16 protein-coding genes are annotated in these 16,759 nt (G+C 66.4%); 2 read left to right on the top strand and 14 right to left on the bottom strand.

Annotation, left to right across the window (positions count from 1 at the left end; translation table 11 throughout):
* The first annotated feature begins 9 nt into the window (after window positions 1–9).
* A complete protein-coding gene (locus tag B0G62_RS04050; protein WP_103702699.1) occupies window positions 10–147 on the top strand; it encodes an MFS transporter small subunit in 138 nt (45 codons plus the stop codon).
* A 136-nt stretch (window positions 148–283) separates the two neighbouring features.
* On the opposite strand, the gene B0G62_RS04045 is transcribed toward B0G62_RS04050, so the two are convergent.
* From B0G62_RS04045 to B0G62_RS03980, 14 genes are all read right to left on the bottom strand, one after another.
* A complete protein-coding gene (locus B0G62_RS04045; protein ID WP_103702697.1) occupies window positions 284–1,306 on the bottom strand; it encodes an XdhC family protein in 1,023 nt (340 codons plus the stop codon).
* Window positions 1,279–1,869, bottom strand: coding sequence for an SRPBCC family protein (locus B0G62_RS04040; protein WP_103702696.1), 591 nt, complete (start codon window positions 1,867–1,869; stop codon window positions 1,279–1,281). Before B0G62_RS04040 ends, B0G62_RS04045 begins: the two co-directional genes overlap by 28 nt.
* The gene (locus tag B0G62_RS04035) at window positions 1,860–3,152 is read right to left on the bottom strand and encodes a vWA domain-containing protein (protein ID WP_103702694.1); all 1,293 of its coding nucleotides are present in this window, start codon (window positions 3,150–3,152) and stop codon (window positions 1,860–1,862) included. The genes B0G62_RS04040 and B0G62_RS04035 overlap by 10 nt, the downstream gene beginning before the upstream one ends.
* Before the next feature lie 5 nt (window positions 3,153–3,157).
* The gene (locus B0G62_RS04030; protein WP_103702692.1) at window positions 3,158–4,045 is read right to left on the bottom strand and encodes an AAA family ATPase; all 888 of its coding nucleotides are present in this window, start codon (window positions 4,043–4,045) and stop codon (window positions 3,158–3,160) included.
* A 101-nt stretch (window positions 4,046–4,146) separates the two neighbouring features.
* Entirely contained in the window at window positions 4,147–4,947 is an 801-nt protein-coding gene (locus B0G62_RS04025; RefSeq protein WP_103702690.1) for an FAD binding domain-containing protein, read from the bottom strand.
* Window positions 4,948–4,960: 13 nt separating this feature from the next.
* A complete protein-coding gene (locus B0G62_RS04020; RefSeq protein WP_103702688.1) occupies window positions 4,961–7,357 on the bottom strand; it encodes a xanthine dehydrogenase family protein molybdopterin-binding subunit in 2,397 nt (798 codons plus the stop codon).
* 15 nt (window positions 7,358–7,372) lie between these two features.
* Window positions 7,373–7,897, bottom strand: coding sequence for a (2Fe-2S)-binding protein (locus B0G62_RS04015; RefSeq protein ID WP_103702687.1), 525 nt, complete (start codon window positions 7,895–7,897; stop codon window positions 7,373–7,375).
* Between the two features lie 330 nt (window positions 7,898–8,227).
* Entirely contained in the window at window positions 8,228–9,631 is a 1,404-nt protein-coding gene (gene bcaP / locus B0G62_RS04010; RefSeq protein WP_103702685.1) for a branched-chain amino acid transporter BcaP, read from the bottom strand.
* A gap of 442 nt (window positions 9,632–10,073) precedes the next feature.
* Window positions 10,074–10,730: a response regulator transcription factor RqpR gene (gene rqpR / locus B0G62_RS04005; protein ID WP_103702683.1), complete on the bottom strand. Its 657-nt coding sequence runs from the start codon at window positions 10,728–10,730 to the stop codon at window positions 10,074–10,076.
* Window positions 10,727–11,758 carry a sensor histidine kinase gene (locus B0G62_RS04000; protein ID WP_103702681.1) on the bottom strand — a complete coding sequence of 344 codons (1,032 nt, stop codon included), beginning with the start codon at window positions 11,756–11,758 and terminating at the stop codon, window positions 10,727–10,729. The genes rqpR and B0G62_RS04000 overlap by 4 nt, the downstream gene beginning before the upstream one ends.
* Before the next feature lie 455 nt (window positions 11,759–12,213).
* Window positions 12,214–12,984, bottom strand: a complete 771-nt coding sequence (locus B0G62_RS03995; RefSeq protein ID WP_103702679.1) for a ferredoxin--NADP reductase — start codon at window positions 12,982–12,984, stop codon at window positions 12,214–12,216.
* 620 nt (window positions 12,985–13,604) lie between these two features.
* Complete coding sequence (locus B0G62_RS03990) at window positions 13,605–14,258, bottom strand: LysE family translocator (RefSeq protein WP_103702677.1); 654 nt, start codon at window positions 14,256–14,258, stop codon at window positions 13,605–13,607.
* A gap of 185 nt (window positions 14,259–14,443) precedes the next feature.
* Window positions 14,444–15,271 (bottom strand): endonuclease/exonuclease/phosphatase family protein, encoded by an 828-nt coding sequence (locus B0G62_RS03985; protein WP_146055193.1) that lies wholly within the window; start codon window positions 15,269–15,271, stop codon window positions 14,444–14,446.
* Between the two features lie 64 nt (window positions 15,272–15,335).
* Entirely contained in the window at window positions 15,336–15,923 is a 588-nt protein-coding gene (locus tag B0G62_RS03980; protein WP_407671108.1) for a hypothetical protein, read from the bottom strand.
* 456 nt (window positions 15,924–16,379) lie between these two features.
* Between B0G62_RS03980 and B0G62_RS03975 the strand changes: the two genes are divergently transcribed.
* Window positions 16,380–16,619, top strand: coding sequence for a DUF4148 domain-containing protein (locus tag B0G62_RS03975; RefSeq protein WP_103702673.1), 240 nt, complete (start codon window positions 16,380–16,382; stop codon window positions 16,617–16,619).
* Window positions 16,620–16,759 lie beyond the last annotated feature (140 nt).

The following is a 16,759-nucleotide window of genomic DNA, read 5'->3' as shown; positions in this document are numbered from 1 at the left end:
CGCACGATCATGACGAACGCAAACAACGTTGCCGCGCCGAAGCAGTCGAACAAGGCGCTGATGGCGGTTTTCTGGCTTTACGTGGTGGTGCCGCTCGTGTGGGGCGTGACCAACACGCTCGCGCAGGCCATGAAGCTGTTTGGCTGATGCAGCAGGACAGGCGCTGAACCAGGCGCCATAAAGCGCGGCGAACATTGCCGCGCGAATTTCGACGGGCCGCAGGCGTGAAGCCGCGGCCCGTTTTTCATGGACGTATGCTGCCCGGCCCCAATCCGGCGATGCGTCAAACGTCGCAACTCGACCCGACGCTCGCGGCCTGCTCGCGCGCGGCCTTCGCGCCTTCGACCTGGAGGATGGTTGGCAGCGACACGCCGTTCTTCGCCGCCGTGACCTCCGCGAGAATCGACACGGCGATCTCCGGCGGCGTGCGGCTGCCGATGTAGATGCCCACCGGCCCGTGCAAGCGAGCCAGTTCCGCATCGCTCAGATCGAACTCCTTGAGCCGTTCGCGCCGCGCCTGATTGTTGCGCCGCGAACCCAGCGCGCCCACGTAGAACGCGCGCGTCTTGAGCGCTTCCATCAGCGCGAGATCGTCGAGCTTGGGATCGTGCGTGAGCGCGATCACGGCGCAGCGCTCGTCGAGCTTCATGTCGAGCACGGTGTCGTCGGGCATGGTGCGCACGAGCGTGGTGCCGGGCACGTCCCAGGTATCGGTGTATTCCTCGCGCGGATCGCATACCGTCACCTGGTAGTCGAGCCCCACGGCGATCTGGCAGAGATAGCGCGAGAGCTGCCCCGCGCCGATCACCAGCATGCGATAACGCGGCCCGTGGATCGTCAGCAGACGCTCGCCGTCGAAGTCCACGCCGTCGGTGGCGCTGGCGGGGCCGAGCGTGGCGCGGCCCGTCGCGACGTCGAGCGTGCGCGCGACCAGTTGACCGCGCTCGACCGTGTCGAGCAGCGCGCGGATACCGGAGGCAGCGCCCAGCGGCTCCAGCACGAGCTGGATCGTGCCGCCGCAGGGCAGGCCAAAGCGATGCGCTTCTTCCGCCGTGATGCCGTACTTCACGGCCTCGGGCTTGACGATGTGGATGCCTTCGCGGCGCACGCGGTCGATCAGATCGTCCTCGATGCAGCCGCCCGACACCGAGCCGACGACGAGGCCATCGTCGCGCACGACGAGCATCGCCCCTTCCGGACGCGGCGACGAGCCCCACGTCTTCACCACCGTCACCAGCAGGGCGCGGTGGCCTTCGTCGAGCCAGCGTACGCTGGATTTCAGGACTTCGAGATCCACGCTGTCCATGATCGTTTCCTCTTCTGCGGTTCTTCGCCGCCGGCGGCATCGCTGCCTTCGGCGGTGTGTGTTTCGTCTTGCGCTGCCACGGCCTCGATTACGCCGTCATCGCCGCCATCGTCTTGATCGCCCGCACCCAGTTGCTCGCCGAAGCGCTTGAAGAATTCGGCGGCGATCTTGCGCGCGGCGCCATCCACGAGCCGCGAGCCGATCTGCGCGAGCTTGCCGCCCACCTGGGCGCTTGCCGTGTAGTGGAGCGTGGTCGCGTTCTCGCCCGCGGGTTCGAGCGTCACGCGCGCATCGCCCTTGCCGAAGCCCGCCGCGCCGCCCTGGCCCTCGAACTGGATCGTGTAGCTGCGCGGCGCGTCGATATCGGCGAGCTGCATGCGGCCCTTGAAACGCGCCTTCACGGGGCCGACGGCGGCGGTCAGCGCGACAGCATAAGTGTTTTCGCCATCGGCCTCGATGCTCTCGCAGCCGGGAATGCACACCTTAAGGATTGCCGTATCGTTGAGCGCTTCCCACGCGCGCTCCTGCGGCACCGGCAACGTGTGGCTTTCGGTCAGCTCCATCGTATCGCTCCTTGCGTTGTCGCAGGCCTCGCGCTCCGAGCCATGCCCGGCTGCCCGGAGCGCTCGGGGGCGCGGCCCGGCGGCGCCTCGCGCAGGCTGCGCCCGAACGCTTCGAGGCTTTCCAGGTTGTGAACGGGGTAGTGCGCATCGACGTGCGGCAGCATCGCCTGCACGCCGCGCGCCTTCGGCGTGAAACCGCCATAGCGCAGCAGCGGATTGAGCCACACCACGCGATGCGCGAAGCGATGCAGCCGCGCCATTTCGTCGGCGAGCGCGCCGCCCGGATCGTGGTCGAGGCCGTCGGTGACGAGCAGCACCGTGGCGCGAGCGCCCAGCACGCGGCGCGCCCAGCGCCGGTTGAACTGCGCGAGTGTTTCGCCGATGCGCGTGCCGCCCGACCAGTCCGCCACCTGCGCGGAAAGCTGCGCGAGCGCCACGTCGGGATCGCGTTCGCGCAGCGCGCGCGTGGCGTGCGTGAGGCGCGTGCCGAACAGGAACACCTGCAGGCGCTCGCGCGATTGCAGCAGCGCGTGGCAAAAATAGAGCACCGCGCGCGAGTAGCTGCTCATCGACCCGGAGATGTCGAGCAGCAGGACGAGCGGCAACTTGCGCTCGACGCGCGCGCGGTATTTCCAGACGGTCCAGTCGCCGCCCGCGCGCACGGCCTGGCGAGCACTCGCGCGCAGGTCCGCGTGATTGCCGTGCGAGGCGGCTTTGAGGCGCCGCGTGCGCGCGCTCGCGAGCGGCAGGCAGCGCGCGCGAATCAAATGGCGCAGCGTGCGCCATTCGTCGGCGCTGAGCGTGTCGAAATCGCGCTGACGCAGGCGTTCTTCGGCGCTGAAACTCGCGTGCGCGCGCAACGCGTGCTCCTCGCTGCTGGCGGGCGGCTTCGCGCCTGCGCATGCGACCGGGCGCGCCGCGAGCGCGTCGGCCAGGCGGTTGTTGCGGCGCGGCGGCGGCAGGCCGCCTTGCACTTTCGGCAGCAGCAGCGCGCGCAGCTTGTTTTCCCAATCCGGGTCGCGCCAGAACAGCGTAAAAGCAGCGTCGAACAGTTCGCGCTCGTCGGGTGCGGCGGTGAGCACGGCGGCCAGCGCCGCGCGCACGTCGTCGCGGCGGCCGAGGTCGATATGGCCGAGCGCTTCGAGCGCATCGACGGCGCGGGCGCTCGCCATCGGCAGGCCCGCGCCGCGCAGCACGCGCACGAAATGCACGACGTTGCGCGCGAGCATGGGCGGCGGCTTTTCGTCGGCGGCGGGGCGGGCGGGCGTTGGCTGCGTGGGCATCGGCGTTACTCCGCGAGCGCGAGCGTGCCGGCAATCCGCTGCGCGTCGAGCTGCGCGAGATCGTCCTGGTACTTGAGCAGCACGCCGAGCGTGTCCTGCACCGATTGCGGATCGAGTTCCGTCACCGAGAGCGCCGAAAGCGCGCGGCACCAGTCGATGGTTTCGGCGATGCCCGGCGCCTTGAAGAGGTCCATCGTGCGCAACTGATGCACGAACGCGACGGCACGGCGCTGCAATTCACGGCTGGTTTGCGGCGCGCGCGCCGCGACGATCGCCAGTTCCCTGTCACGCTCCGGATAGCCGAGCCACTGATACAGGCAGCGCCGCTTGAGCGCGTCGTGCACTTCGCGCGTGCGGTTGGAGGTGACGATCACGAGCGGCGGCACGCGCGCGCGCACCGTGCCGTATTCGGGAATCGATACCTGGAAGTCCGAAAGGAGTTCGAGCAGGAAGGCTTCGAACGGTTCGTCGGCGCGGTCGATTTCGTCGATCAGCAATACGCGGCGTGCGTCGGGTCGATCCGGATCGGCTTCGAGCGCCTGTAAAAGCGGGCGTTTCAGAAGAAATTCGTCGCGATAGAGCGTGTCGCCGCGCGGCTTTTCGCCCGAGGCTTCGGCGAGGCGCAGCGCCATGATCTGACGCGGATAGTCCCATTCGTAGAGCGCGCTGGCCGTGTCGAGCCCTTCGTAGCATTGCAGCCGCAACAGCGTCGTGCCGCAGAGCGCCGCCGCCGCTTTCGCCAACTCGGTCTTGCCGACGCCCGGCTCGCCTTCGAGAAAGAGCGGGCGCTCCATCTTCAGCGCGAGAAAGAGGGCGGTGGCCAGTTCGCGGCTCGCGAAATAGCGGTGCGCTTCGAGTTGCGCGAGCGTGTCGTCGATCGTGGCGGGGAGCATGGCGGGCCTGTTCTGTGCAAACGTCGCGTGATGCCGCGCTGCCCGCGCCGCGCCTTGAATCGTATCGATCCGGCGAGCGCGGGCAGCGCGAGCGACAGCTTCTAGCCGAGCGCCATCGCGACCGCCCGCGCGGCCAGCACGGGGATCAGATGCGCGCGATAGTCGGCGCTCGCGTGCAGATCGGTGTTGAGGTCGTCGGGCGCGATCTTGACCGCCCGCGCAGCGGCGGGCGTGAAACTCGCCTTCAACGCATCTTCCAGCGCCGTCGCGCGGAACACCGAGGACGCCGCGCCCGTCACCGCCACGCGGACCGCGCCATCCGCACACTGCGCAACGAACACCCCCGTCAACGCGAAGTGCGAAGCCGGATTGCGAAACTTTTCGTACGCCGAACGTTCCGGCACGGGAAACTCGACGGCCACGATCAACTCGTCGGGTTCGAGCGCCGTTTCGTACATGCCGATGAAGAAGTCGTCGGCGGCGATGCGGCGGCGGTCCGTCACGACCGTCGCGTTCAGGCCCAGCACGGCGGCGGGATAGTCGGCGGCAGGATCGTCGTTGGCGAGCGAGCCGCCGAGCGTGCCCAGCGCGCGCACCTGGCGGTCGCCAATATGCGCGGCAAGCTGCGCGAGGCCCGGCAACGTGGCGAGGATCTGCGCGTTCGCGGCCACGTCGGCATGGCAGACCGCCGCGCCGACTTTCACCACCTTGCCGTTCACCTCGATCGTTTTGAGTTCGGGAATGCGCGTGACGTCCACGAGCGTGGAGGGCTGCGCGAGCCGCAGCTTCATCGCCGCGAGCAGGCTCTGGCCGCCCGCGAGATATTTGGCTTCGGTGTCGGCGGCGAGCGTTCTCACGGCGCCTTGCGCGTAGCCGGCGCGCTGGTAGTCGAATGAATACATGGTGCGCCTCCGCTCAAGGTTGATTTGAAGACTGCGCGGCCTGCATCGCCTGCCACACGCGATGGGGCGTCGCCGGCATCTGCATGTCCTTCACGCCGAGCGGCGAAAGCGCGTCCAGGATCGCGTTGATGACGGCGGGCGGCGAGCCGATCGCGCCCGCCTCGCCGCAGCCTTTCACGCCGAGCGGATTGTGCGTGCAGGGCGTGCCCTTGGCGGTTTCGACCGTAAACGAGGGCAGGTCGGACGCGTGCGGCATCGCATAGTCCATGTACGAGCCGGAGAGCAGCTGGCCGCTCTCGTTGTCGTAGACGCAGCGCTCCAGCATCGCCTGGCCGATGCCCTGGCCGAGCCCGCCATGCACCTGGCCTTCGACGATCATCGGATTGATGACGTTGCCGAAGTCATCCACGGCGGTGAAGCGTTCGATGCGCGTGACGCCCGTATCGGGATCGATTTCGACTTCGCAGATATACGCGCCCGACGGATAGGTGAAGTTGGTCGGATCGTAGAAGGCGCTTTCGTCGAGACCCGGTTCGAGCGTCTCCAGCGGATAGTTGTGCGGCACATACGCCGCGAGCGAGATTTCCGCGAAGGTCTTGGTGCGGTCGGTGCCCGCGACGCGGAACACGCCGCCCGCGAATTCGATATCCTCGACGCTTGCTTCGAGCATGTGCGCGGCGATCTTCTTCGCCTTCGCCTCGATCTTGTCGAGCGCCTTCATGATCGCCGAGCCGCCCACGGCGATCGAGCGGGAGCCATACGTGCCCATGCCGAACGGAATGCGCGCGGTGTCGCCGTGCACGATTTCGATTTGCTCGATCGGCACGCCCAGACGCTCGGACACCACCTGCGCGAAGGTCGTTTCGTGTCCCTGGCCGTGGCTGTGCGAGCCGGTGAATACCGTCACGGAACCCGTAGGATTCACGCGGATTTCGCCCGCTTCGAAGAGGCCCGCGCGCGCCCCCAGCGCGCCCGCGATATTCGACGGCGCGAGACCGCAGGCTTCGATGTAGCACGAGTAGCCGAGGCCGCGCATCATGCCGCGCGCCTTCGATGCGTCGCGGCGCGCGGCGAAGCCTTTGACGTCGGCGAGTTCGAGCGAGCGCGCGAGGCACGCTTCGTAATCGCCGGTGTCGTAGGTGAGGCCCACGGGCGTCGCATACGGGAAGGTCGTGATGAAGTTGCGTCGGCGCAGTTCGGCGGGATCGATGTTCAGTTCGCGCGCGGCGGTTTCCACGAGGCGCTCGACCACGTAGGTCGCTTCGGGCCGTCCCGCGCCGCGATAGGCATCGACGGGCACGGTATTCGTGAACACGGCTTTGACTTCGGCGTAGATTGCGGGCGTGGTGTACTGGCCCGCGAGCAGCGTCGCGTAGAGGATGGTCGGCACGCTCGATGCGAAGGTCGAGAGATACGCGCCCATGTTCGCCGTCGTGTGCACGCGCATGGCGAGAAATTTGCCGTCCTTGTCGAGCGCGAGTTCGGCCTTCGTCACATGGTCGCGGCCATGCGCATCGGAAATAAAGGATTCCGAACGTTCTGCAGTCCACTTGATCGGACGGCGGATTTTCTTCGAGGCCCAAGTGAGCGCCACGTCTTCGGCGTAAAGAAAGATCTTCGAGCCGAAGCCGCCGCCCACGTCGGGCGCGACGATGCGCAGTTTCGTTTCCGGCAGCGCCAGCACGAAGGCGGCCATCAACAGGCGCTCGACGTGCGGGTTCTGGTTCGCCACATAGACGGTGTAGCTGTCGTCGTGCTGCGTGTAGCTGGCGTTGACCGCGCGCGGCTCGATTGCATTCGGCACCAGCCGGTTGTTGACGATGTCGAGCGTGGTGACGTGCGCGGCCTGCGCGAAGGCGGCGTCGGTGGCGGCCTTGTCGCCGTGGCCCCAGGTGTAGCAGGTGTTGTTCGGCACGCTGTCGTGCACGAGCGGCTGGCCGTCGTCGGCGGCGTGGGCCGTGTCGACCGAGGCGGGCAGTTCTTCGTAATCGACTTCGACGAGTTCGGCGGCGTCCCTCGCTTCCTTGAGCGAATCGGCGATCACGAGCGCGACCTGATCGCCCACGTGCAGCACTTTCTCGTGCGCGATCACGGGATGCGGCGGCTCGTGCATGGGCGTGCCGTCGATGCTGTGAATCAGCCAGCCGCACGGCAGGCCGCCGATGTTTTCGGCGGCCAGATCCGCGCCCGTGAACACGGCCACGACGCCGGGCGCGGCTTGCGCGGCATTCGTGTCGATGCGTTTGATGCGGGCATGCGCGTAGGGCGAGCGCACGAACACGGCGTAAGTCTGCGCGGGCAGGACGACGTCGTCGGTGTACTGGCCTGCGCCGGTGAGGAAGCGGTAGTCTTCCTTGCGCTTGATCGAGGCGCCGATCATGTGCGGCGCCGGGGAGTCGGGTGCGTTCATGGCCGTCTCCCCCCTTTACGCGGCAGCGGCAGCGGCAGCGGCGGCGGGTTGCGCCGCCTGCTGCATGCCTTCGGCGCCCGCGAGCACGGCCTTCACGATGTTGTGATAGCCCGTACAGCGACACAGATTGCCGTCCAGATTCGCGCGGACATCGGCTTCGGTGAGGTCTGGCTTTTCGTTGGCCAGCGCGACGGCGCTCATCACCATGCCGGGCGTGCAGAAGCCGCACTGCAAACCGTGGCACTCGCGAAACGCCGCCTGCATCGGATGGAGCGTGCCGTTGCCGAATTCCGTACCGCCGGCCAGGCCTTCGATCGTCGTGACGCTCATGCCTTCGCATTGCACGGCGAGCGTGTTGCACGACTTGACCGCGCGTCCGTTCAGATGAACGGTGCAGGCGCCGCACTGGGCGGTGTCGCAGCCGACGTGCGTGCCGGTGAGACGCCGCTGCTCGCGCAGGAACTGGACCAGAAGCGTGTGGGGTTCGATCTGCGCGGTCACGGGCTTGCCGTTGACCGTCAGGCTGAGACTGATCGCCATTTAGCGTCTCCGTCGGCCAGAGTTGGTGCTTCAGCACGCCAGTCAGGCCTCGCCTGAGGTAACGCTGCGCTTCGCTCTGGTCCCATACAAGGTTATGGGGTATCGACCAACCTGGGGCACGCAATCACCCCGGCGGGTGCGTTGCTGTTCAGTAATGCCTGGAATGTCTGGAGCTTTTTGCGTACTGCGAGGGATATTGCGATAAGCCCGATCAGTAAAGCACAAATCGCCGATCGGCGCTGCGCGGGCTTTTACCCGTCTTTTCGAATAGAAAACGGCCCGCGCGGAAAACCGGGCGGGCCGTTGCAGTGCAGCGAAAACCAGCGTGTTTTACTCGTGCGGCTGATGCGCAAGACGCGCATGATGGCGCGAGTAAAGGAAGTAAATCGACAGGCCGATCACGAGCCAGACGACAAACGCCACCCACGTGAGCCACGCGAGATTGAGCATCAGGAACAGGCACGACGCCACGGCGAGAATCGGCACCACGGGCACGCCGGGGCAGCGGAACGCGCGCGGCAGATCCGGGTGCGTCTTGCGCAGCACGAGCACGGCGATCGACACCATCGAGAATGCCGCGAGCGTGCCGATGTTGATGAGTTCCGCGAGCACGTTGAGCGGCACCAGCGCGCCGATCAGGCCGAAGAAGATGCCCACGAGCCAGGTCGTGAAGAACGGCGTGGCATAGCGCGGGTGCACCTTCGAGAGCTTCGCGGGCAGCAGGCCGTCACGCGACATCGCGAAGATGATGCGGGTCTGGCCGTAGCTCATCACGAGAATCACGGTGAGCATACCCAGCACGGCGCCCAGATCGATGAAGCCCGCGACCCATTTTTCACCCGCCACCTGCAGCGCGTACGAAACCGGGTGGCCGATGTTGGCGAATTGCTGCCACGGCACGATGCCCGTGACGACCGCCGCGACCGACACGTACAGCACCGCGCACACGGCCAGCGAGGCGATGATGCCGACCGGCAGATCGCGCTTGGGGCTTTTCACTTCTTCGGCGGCCGACGACACCGCATCGAAACCGATGAAGGCGAAGAACATCACCGCCGCCGCGCCGAACACGCCGTTCCAGCCGTGCGGCATGAACGGATGCCAGTTCGCGGGCGTGACGTGGAACGCGCCGACGGCGATCACCAGCAGCACGACCGTGACCTTGATCGCGACCATGACGTTGTTGATGCGGGTGGATTCGCGCACGCCGATCGACAGCAGCGCGGTAATCCCCATCATCACGAGGAAGGCGGGCAGGTTGAAGAGCGTGTGGACGCCCGGCAGCGCGCCGGGCGCGGCCGTGAGCGCGGCGGGCAGCGACACGCCGAAGCCGGACAGCAGCGACTGCAGATAGCCCGACCAGCCCACCGAAACCGCGGAACTGGCGAGCCCGTACTCCAGCATCAGATCCCAGCCGATGATCCAGGCGACCAGCTCGCCGAGCGTGGCGTATGAATAGGTATAAATCGAGCCGGCGACGGGAATGGTCGAGGCGAATTCGGCGTACGAGAGCGCGGCGAAGCAGCAGGCCACGGCCGCGATCAGGAACGAGACCATGAGCGCCGGGCCGGCCTGCACGGCGCCCGTGCCGGTCAGCACGAAAATGCCGGTGCCGATGATCGCGCCGATGCCGAGAAAGGTCAGGTCCAGTGCGCCGAGCGCCTTCTTCAGACCCGCGCCCTTGGCGCTCGCCTGCAGCATGTGTTCGACGTTCTTTTTGCGAAAAAGGGACATTTGGCGAGGAACTCCAGGTGTAACGCGCGGGCGGTCGGGAACGAATGCGAATCGGAAACGAATCGGAAACGAGTTGGAAAACCTCGCGCCTCGCGTGCCGTATGTCGGGGAAACCCATAATTTTAGCCGATCGCAGCTTTCAGACCGATTGATTCGGGACGATCCGGGGCGGAATGTGCCGGTATCCGGCCAGATTGCACCCGGATTGCACCCGGATTGCACCCGGATTGCACCCGGATTGCACCCGGATTGCACCCGGATTGCACCCGGATTGCACCCGGATTGCACCCGGATTGCGCGGTCGATTTCCCCGCAAAGCGGCGTTCGCGCGCGCGATCCTTTTCGGCGCGTGCCGCAATCGGCGAAATTCATTTCCGCATCAAGGGCTTATCGCGATAAGGCCGCCTGAGTGGGCGCGGGCGTGGCGCCCGCTGCGGCGAGTTCAGACCGTGGGCGCGGGGGAGAGGTCAATGAGCTGGTTGCTCATGACGTAGAAGGTCAGTTCGGCGTTGTTGGCGAGCTTCATCTTTTCGAGCAGGCGCGTGCGGTACACGCTCACCGTCTTGACCGACAGCGAAAGCGTATGCGCGATATCGGTCAGGCGCTTGCCCGAGGCCAGCATACAGAGCGTCTGATACTCGCGGTCGGAGAGCTTTTCGTGCGGCAGTTGCTCGCCGTCGATCAGCACGTAGTCGGCGAGCGCTTCGGCCATCGCCGGGCTGACGTACTTGCGGCCGCTCGCGACCTGCTGGATCGCCGCGGTCATCTGCGCGGCGTCCACCGTCTTCGAGAGATAGCCCGACGCGCCGGCCTTGAGCGCGCGCACGGCGTACTGATCCTCGCGATACATCGAGAACATCAGCACCGGCACGCGCGGCGCTTTCTTCTTCGCGCGCTTGAGCACTTCGATGCCGCTCATGTCCGGCAGGGAGATGTCGAGCAGCACCACGTCGCAGGTGTGTTTGGCGACGGCGGTGAGCGCTTCCGCGCCGGTTTGCGCCTCGATCACTTCGCTGGCGATGCCGCGGTCGAGCAGCAACTGGCGCACACCCTGACGCACCACGGCATGATCGTCGACGAGCAGGATGCGCAGGGTCATGAGTGAACGCCTTTCACGAGATTTGCAGCGAGGTCGGCGGGCGTGCGCGAGAGCAGCGTTTCCCAGCAAAAGCGCGCCTCGACGAGCGTGCCGGAGCTTGTGCCGGCCGTTGCGCCCGCGCTCGCCGGATTGGCCGCCATGCGCAGCGAGCCGCCAAACGCGGCGCAGCGCTCGCGCATACCGGCGATGCCGTAGGCGCTGCGGCGGTCGATGCCGTCGTCCGCTGATGGCTGTGTGCTTTCGTCGTGCGGTTGGCCGCCCTGTTTCTCGCCCTGTGTCCCGCCCTGTCTCCCGGCGCGGCGCGTCGCTTCGCGCGACAGGCCCACGCCATCGTCGATCACGCTCAGCACGAGTTCATGCGCCGTGCTGGTCAGGCGCACTTCGACGCGCGACGCCTGGGCGTGGCGCGCGACGTTAGTGAGCGCTTCCTGCGCAACACGGAACACGGCGAGACCGGCTTCGGCGGGCAGGCGTTCGAAACGCGCGCGGTCGTCGGCCGTGAAGCCAGCGTTGGCCGCATCGTGCGCGCCGGTGGATGTCCGAGCGATGAACGTGGCGGCGAGACCCGTGCGCGCGCCAAAGCCGCGCGTCCAGTTCGCCAGCGCCGTCGCGAGGCCTTCGTCGAGTTCGGGGGCATGCAGGCCGTCGAGCACATGACGCACGGCCTCGGCGGCGGCGTCGAGCGAGCGCGTCACCAGCTCAAGCGCCTGGGCGCATTGCGGCGGTGCATCGGCGGGCAGCCAGGTGTGCACGTTCGCCAGCGCGAAGCGCGTCGCGGCGAGTTCGGCGCCGACGCTGTCATGCAGCTCGCGCGCGAGACGGCGGCGCGCGGCTTCGTCGGCGTGGATTCGTGCGGCGCCCGCCGCGACGATCTGCCGCTGCACGCGCGCGATGGCGTCGAGTGCCGCACGCGCCCCTTCGGCGTCGGCGAGGAAGGAAAGGCCGCCGGCCGCATGCGCGGCGCGCGTGCCGGGCGCGTCCGCGCGAGGCGCTCGCGCGTCGAACCCGCCGAAAATCGACGTATCCATCAATCCCCCGTGAATTCCCTTAAGGAACCGGTACCTTGCTGATTTTCCGCCTGCGCCGTTAAAGCCAGCGGGCGAGAGCCGGCGTGGTTCTCACGGCACGGCGCAGCGTAACGAAATTTACATACGGTAACAATCTGGCGCTGATACCGCCAGACGTACCGGCTTGGTCTATGTTGCGCCGCGATAATATCCCAATAGAAGAAAACCTTCAGTCAGGACAAGGCTTAGCGGCACAACCTTGAGAGCCTGCATGAAGTCGGCTCTTCGCATTCTTGTAGGAAAAAATCTGACACGGAAGTTACGCTAATTCCGCGAAAAATGTAACCGCTGGGCATCATTTCATGCGCGGTTGTGGCGTGCAAGCCGCGAAAAAAAACCGGAGCGCATGGCTCCGGTTTTTGAATCGGCTTTGGCCGAAAACTGGCTGTAAGTCGGTGGTCTGACTTAATCGTGAATTAGCCCACGAAAGCCTTTTCGATCACGTAATGACCCGGCTCGTTGTTGCTGCCTTCCTTGAGGCCGGCTTTTTCGAGCAGCTCGACCGTGTCGCGCAGCATGTGCGTGCTGCCGCACAGCATGATGCGGTCGCGCTCGGGCGTGAACGCCGGCAGGTCGAGGTCCGCGAACAGCTTGCCGGTGTCGATCAGTTCGGTGATGCGGCCCCGGTTGTCGAACACTTCGCGCGTGACGGTCGGGTAGTAGACCAGCTTCTCGCGCACGATCTCGCCGAGGTATTCGTGCTCGCGCAGCTCTTCGGTGATGAATTCCTTGTACGCGAGTTCATCGACGAAACGGCAGGTGTGCGTCAGGACGATCTTGTCGAAGCGGTCGTAAATATCCGGGTCCTTGATGATCGACATGAACGGGGCGAGGCCCGTGCCGGTCGACAGCATCCACAGGACCTTGCCGGGCAGCAGGTTGTCCGCGACCAGCGTACCGACCGGCTTCTTGCCGATCAGAACCTTGTCGCCGACCTTCAAGTGCTGCAGACGCGACGTGAGCGGGCCGTCCGGCACCTTGATGCTGAGGAATTCGAGATGCTCTTCGTAGTTCGCGCTCGCGAGCGAGTACGCGCGCATCAGCGGCTTGCCGTCCACTTCGAGGCCGACCATGGTGAACTGGCCGTTGTCAAAACGCAGGGCCTGGTCGCGCGTGCACGTGAAGCTGAAAAGCGTGTCGGTCCAGTGGTGGACGCTCAGAACGGTTTCTTCGGTGAATTTGCTCATGGTTCCTGAAGGTGCAAACAAGGTCCGCCAAACGGGGCGTTCCTTCCGGCCGCGCATGCAAGGCATGACGGACGCGGTCTTGACGATGCGCGGCGCGCGCGGCTTGCACCGCGGGATGCCGCAGTGCGCCTTCGCTGTCTACCCGCTGCCTGTAGCGCCCGTTGTTACCGCGCTGTTACCCCGCTGGTACCCAATGGCCGCCGGCCAGCCGCGCAATGGCGAACGAGGCGCAATCCGCCATTTTAACGCGAGCGCGCCTCGTGGGCGCCGTCGCGTCGAAAGGGGAAGAGGGCCACGCCTTTGGCTGGGCGTTTTGCTGGCATCCGCACGCGGGGCGTGACGGGGATCGCTGGCGTCGGCTTGGGAGGCGGCGCCGTGACAGGGCGCGCTGGCCGCAAACGGCGTGCGTTCGTTATCGGATCGACACCCGAATAGCGGCGCACGCCCGCGATTTGCTGCGATTGTTCGACCTGGATGATACCGGAACGTCTGTCGGATCGCAGCATAGACCCTGCTGACAAGGCAGCTACGAGGCAACTGCGAGACAACCGCGGCAAGGCTTGTGCGGCGTTTTATTGCCGCTTTCGCTGCGTCAGCGACGCTCATGCGCGGGCGCGGCTTCAGCGATCGGCGGCGAGCCTGGCCGCGAGTCCGATCAGCGCCGTGCCGCAGAACGCGTCGATGGGGCGGCGCAGGCGCTTGTAGCCGCGCTGCGTGCGGTGATCGGCGAACAGCAGCGCGAGGCTCGCGTGCCAGCCGAACGACATCGACGCCACCAGCGCGAGCGCCGCGCCGTAGAACCATGTCGGCGGATGCGCGGGAAACATCGCCGCGAACACGCTGGTCCAGAACACGCACGACTTCGGGTTGGTCAGGCAGGTGAGAAAGCCCGCGCGCCACGTGCGCAACCAGGTGCGGCGATCGGGCGGCGGCAGCGGTGCGAGCGGCACGTCCGGCGCCGCAATCGTTTCGGCCGGCGCCTTGCGCACGCCCGAGCGCAACAGCTTGAGGCCGAACCACAGCAGATAAAGCGCGCCCGCCACGCGTACGCCCTGATAAAGCCAGTCGATTTTCTGCAGCACGGCGGCGAAGCCGAGCATGGCGAGCGCGGCCCAGAGCGTCGAACCCGCGCCGACTCCGAATGCCGAGGCGATGCCCAAACCACGGCGACCCGCGAGCGAAAGCTGCGTCACCATGAAGAAGTTCGGCCCCGGACTGATGAGCGCGAACAGGTAGACGACGGCGATCTGGAGCAGCGTGACGAGAGGGTGCATGGCGGCGGGCGGCAAGGGAGCAGCAAAAGGACAGCAAAAGCGCAGCGGCGCGCTACCACGGCGCGCGACGCGACATGGTAGCGCGTCGCGCGCGATTACATCGTTGTCCTGTTGGTGTTGTCGGCGCGGCGTTGCACGCACGCGTCGGCATGTCTATTGGTCAGCACGTCTATTCGTTGCGCGCATCATTCGATCCGCAGCCGCGCCATATACGGCAGGTGATCCGAGAGCCACGCGGTTTCCTGCGCGGGCTGGATCAATTCGATGGGCTTGATGCCGCGCACGAACATCTTGTCGAGCGCGAGCGCCGGCGAGAACGCCGGGAACGTGCGCGCCGGCTCGCCGAGCAGCGTCGCGACTTCCTGCAGGCCGTGCTCCGCGAACAGCGGCACCGAATCGTTGCGCCAGTCGTTGAAATCGCCCGCGAGCACGAGCGGGCCATCGGGCGCTTCCTTGGCGATCCAGTGCGCGATCCACGTCATCTGCCGCATGCGCGCGCTGCGCGTGAGCGCGAGGTGCGCGCACAGCAGCGTGACCGACTGGCCCGCGACGCTTGCGCGCGCAACCAGCAGCCCGCGCCGCTCGAAGCGGTGCGCCGAGATGTCCCAGCGTCCGCCCAGATCGAGCGGATGCGGCGAGAGGATCGCGTTGCCGTGCCGCCACGACGGCTTGAACACATTCGGTCCGAGGGCGATCTGCAGGTCGAGCGCATGGGCGATCTCGCTTGCCTGGCACTGCCAGACATCTTCGAGCGGATCGCCGAGCGGCGCGCCGAACGCGGTGGACAGCAAAGGCTGCGGCATGCGCCGCGCCATCGCTTCCTGCAGAAACCAGGCATCGGCGTGGGTGGACTGCACCCAGCGGCGCATCGCATCCCAGGCCTGAAAGCCAAGCGGCGAGCGGCCCTTGTGCAGGTTCCAGCTCACCGCGACGAAGTCCCGCTTGTGAGCCGGATCATGAATCGGATCATGAGCCGGATCGACGTCGATCAGAGGTTGTTCGAAATTTCGCATGCTGGTTACGACGGGTTCTTACGACGGTTTCGAGCGGACATCGGTGCGCGCTGCCAGGCGCCGATCAAGGCTGCGCCGACGGCGGCGCGAGGCTGGCGCGCACGCGGTAGACGATGGTCGGGTCCTTGTCCACGATGGTCCAGTTCACCCACTGGCCCGCCGGCACGTTCAAGCCCGGATGGCTCGCGCCGATCTGACGCGGCTGCGGCGGGAGCTTGCAGCCGTCGGTGGTTTTGGGCGCAGCGGGGTTTTCAAGCGTTTCCTGAGCGTCGATCTGCAGCAGCGCCGCACTGGCGTTCGCCTGCAAGGGCGACACGGTGATGGTGCGTTGCAGGTCGATGCTGCCGGCAGGCTGATCCTTGCAGCCGACGTTGTGCGTGACGACTTTGTGGTGCGTGTCGGTACGGGCCTGGCCGACCGTCGTGGCGCCATCGAACGAATCGATCTGCTGCCCGTCACGCATCACCTGCAAGGTCCACTGGACGACGGGCGGCGTGCCGTCGGGCGTGAGCGCGACGCCTGCCGATGCCGGTTGCGCCGCCGCCTGCGAAGCTGCCTTCGCGAGCGCCGCGCTGGCGGCCGCGTCGGCGAATCCGCTGGGCGCCGACGCCGGTGTGGCCGGCGTGCCCTGGGCATGCGCGTTCGCGGCCAGCAGGCCGGCGGCGCACAGCGCGGCGGCAAGCGAGGTGGCGAGACAAGGCTTCAGCGGGTTCCACAACGTCATATCCAGGCTCCATGCACGCGCCGCGTCGGGCGACGGTGTTGGTTTTTGACCTTCGATCCTATACCGGGTTCGCAAACGCCGGACCGCAACAGGCCATTGCAGACGGGGGCGAGGTGCGCGCGGTTCAATCAGAGCGCATCTCGACATTTGCGATACATGCGCAACGATGGTGCATTTCGCTTCGCTCCAATCAGTCAGATTGTTGTCATTGCGGCAACAGTGACTTGTTGTTTATCAGGGCGATTAATCGATAGTAGGTGTTTACACTGAACTCACTGCGATTCATCGCCCAGCGCGAATGCCGGCAGGCATGGCCAGATTTGCTCGCGCCGACGCCCCGTGGGTTACCGCGGGTTACTGAATGTCACCGCTCAAGGATTCGTCATGAAAAAGACTGTCTCGCTCGCCGCACTCGTTCTTGCTGCCGCTACCGCCTTCGCCGCCGCGCCCGCTTTTGCGTCGGCCAATCTGTCCAAAACCCGCGCCGAAGTGAAGGCCGAACTCGCCCAGGCGCGCGCCAGCGGCGAAATGCAGAACCCGAACGCCCCGGATTACCCGCAGCAGTTCGCGACCGGCGGCTACACGGTGCCGCGCGTGCAGATCGCGACGCCGCACGCCCGTTAAGCCACTGAAGCAGGCCCGCTGAAGCACCCGCCGAAACCGCTTTGACCGATCCCCATCGCTTTACGACGCCGCATGTACGCCAGCGCGCCTTCGCTTGCGAAGCGCCTTCGGAAGCGCCGCCGCCCACGGCGTACAATTTT

Origin of the sequence: Paraburkholderia eburnea (assembly GCF_002917095.1) — a bacterium.
GTDB lineage: Bacteria > Pseudomonadota > Gammaproteobacteria > Burkholderiales > Burkholderiaceae > Paraburkholderia > Paraburkholderia eburnea.
The sequence above is the reverse complement of the archived record's forward strand: the minus strand, read 5'-3'. Positions and strand labels throughout refer to the sequence as shown.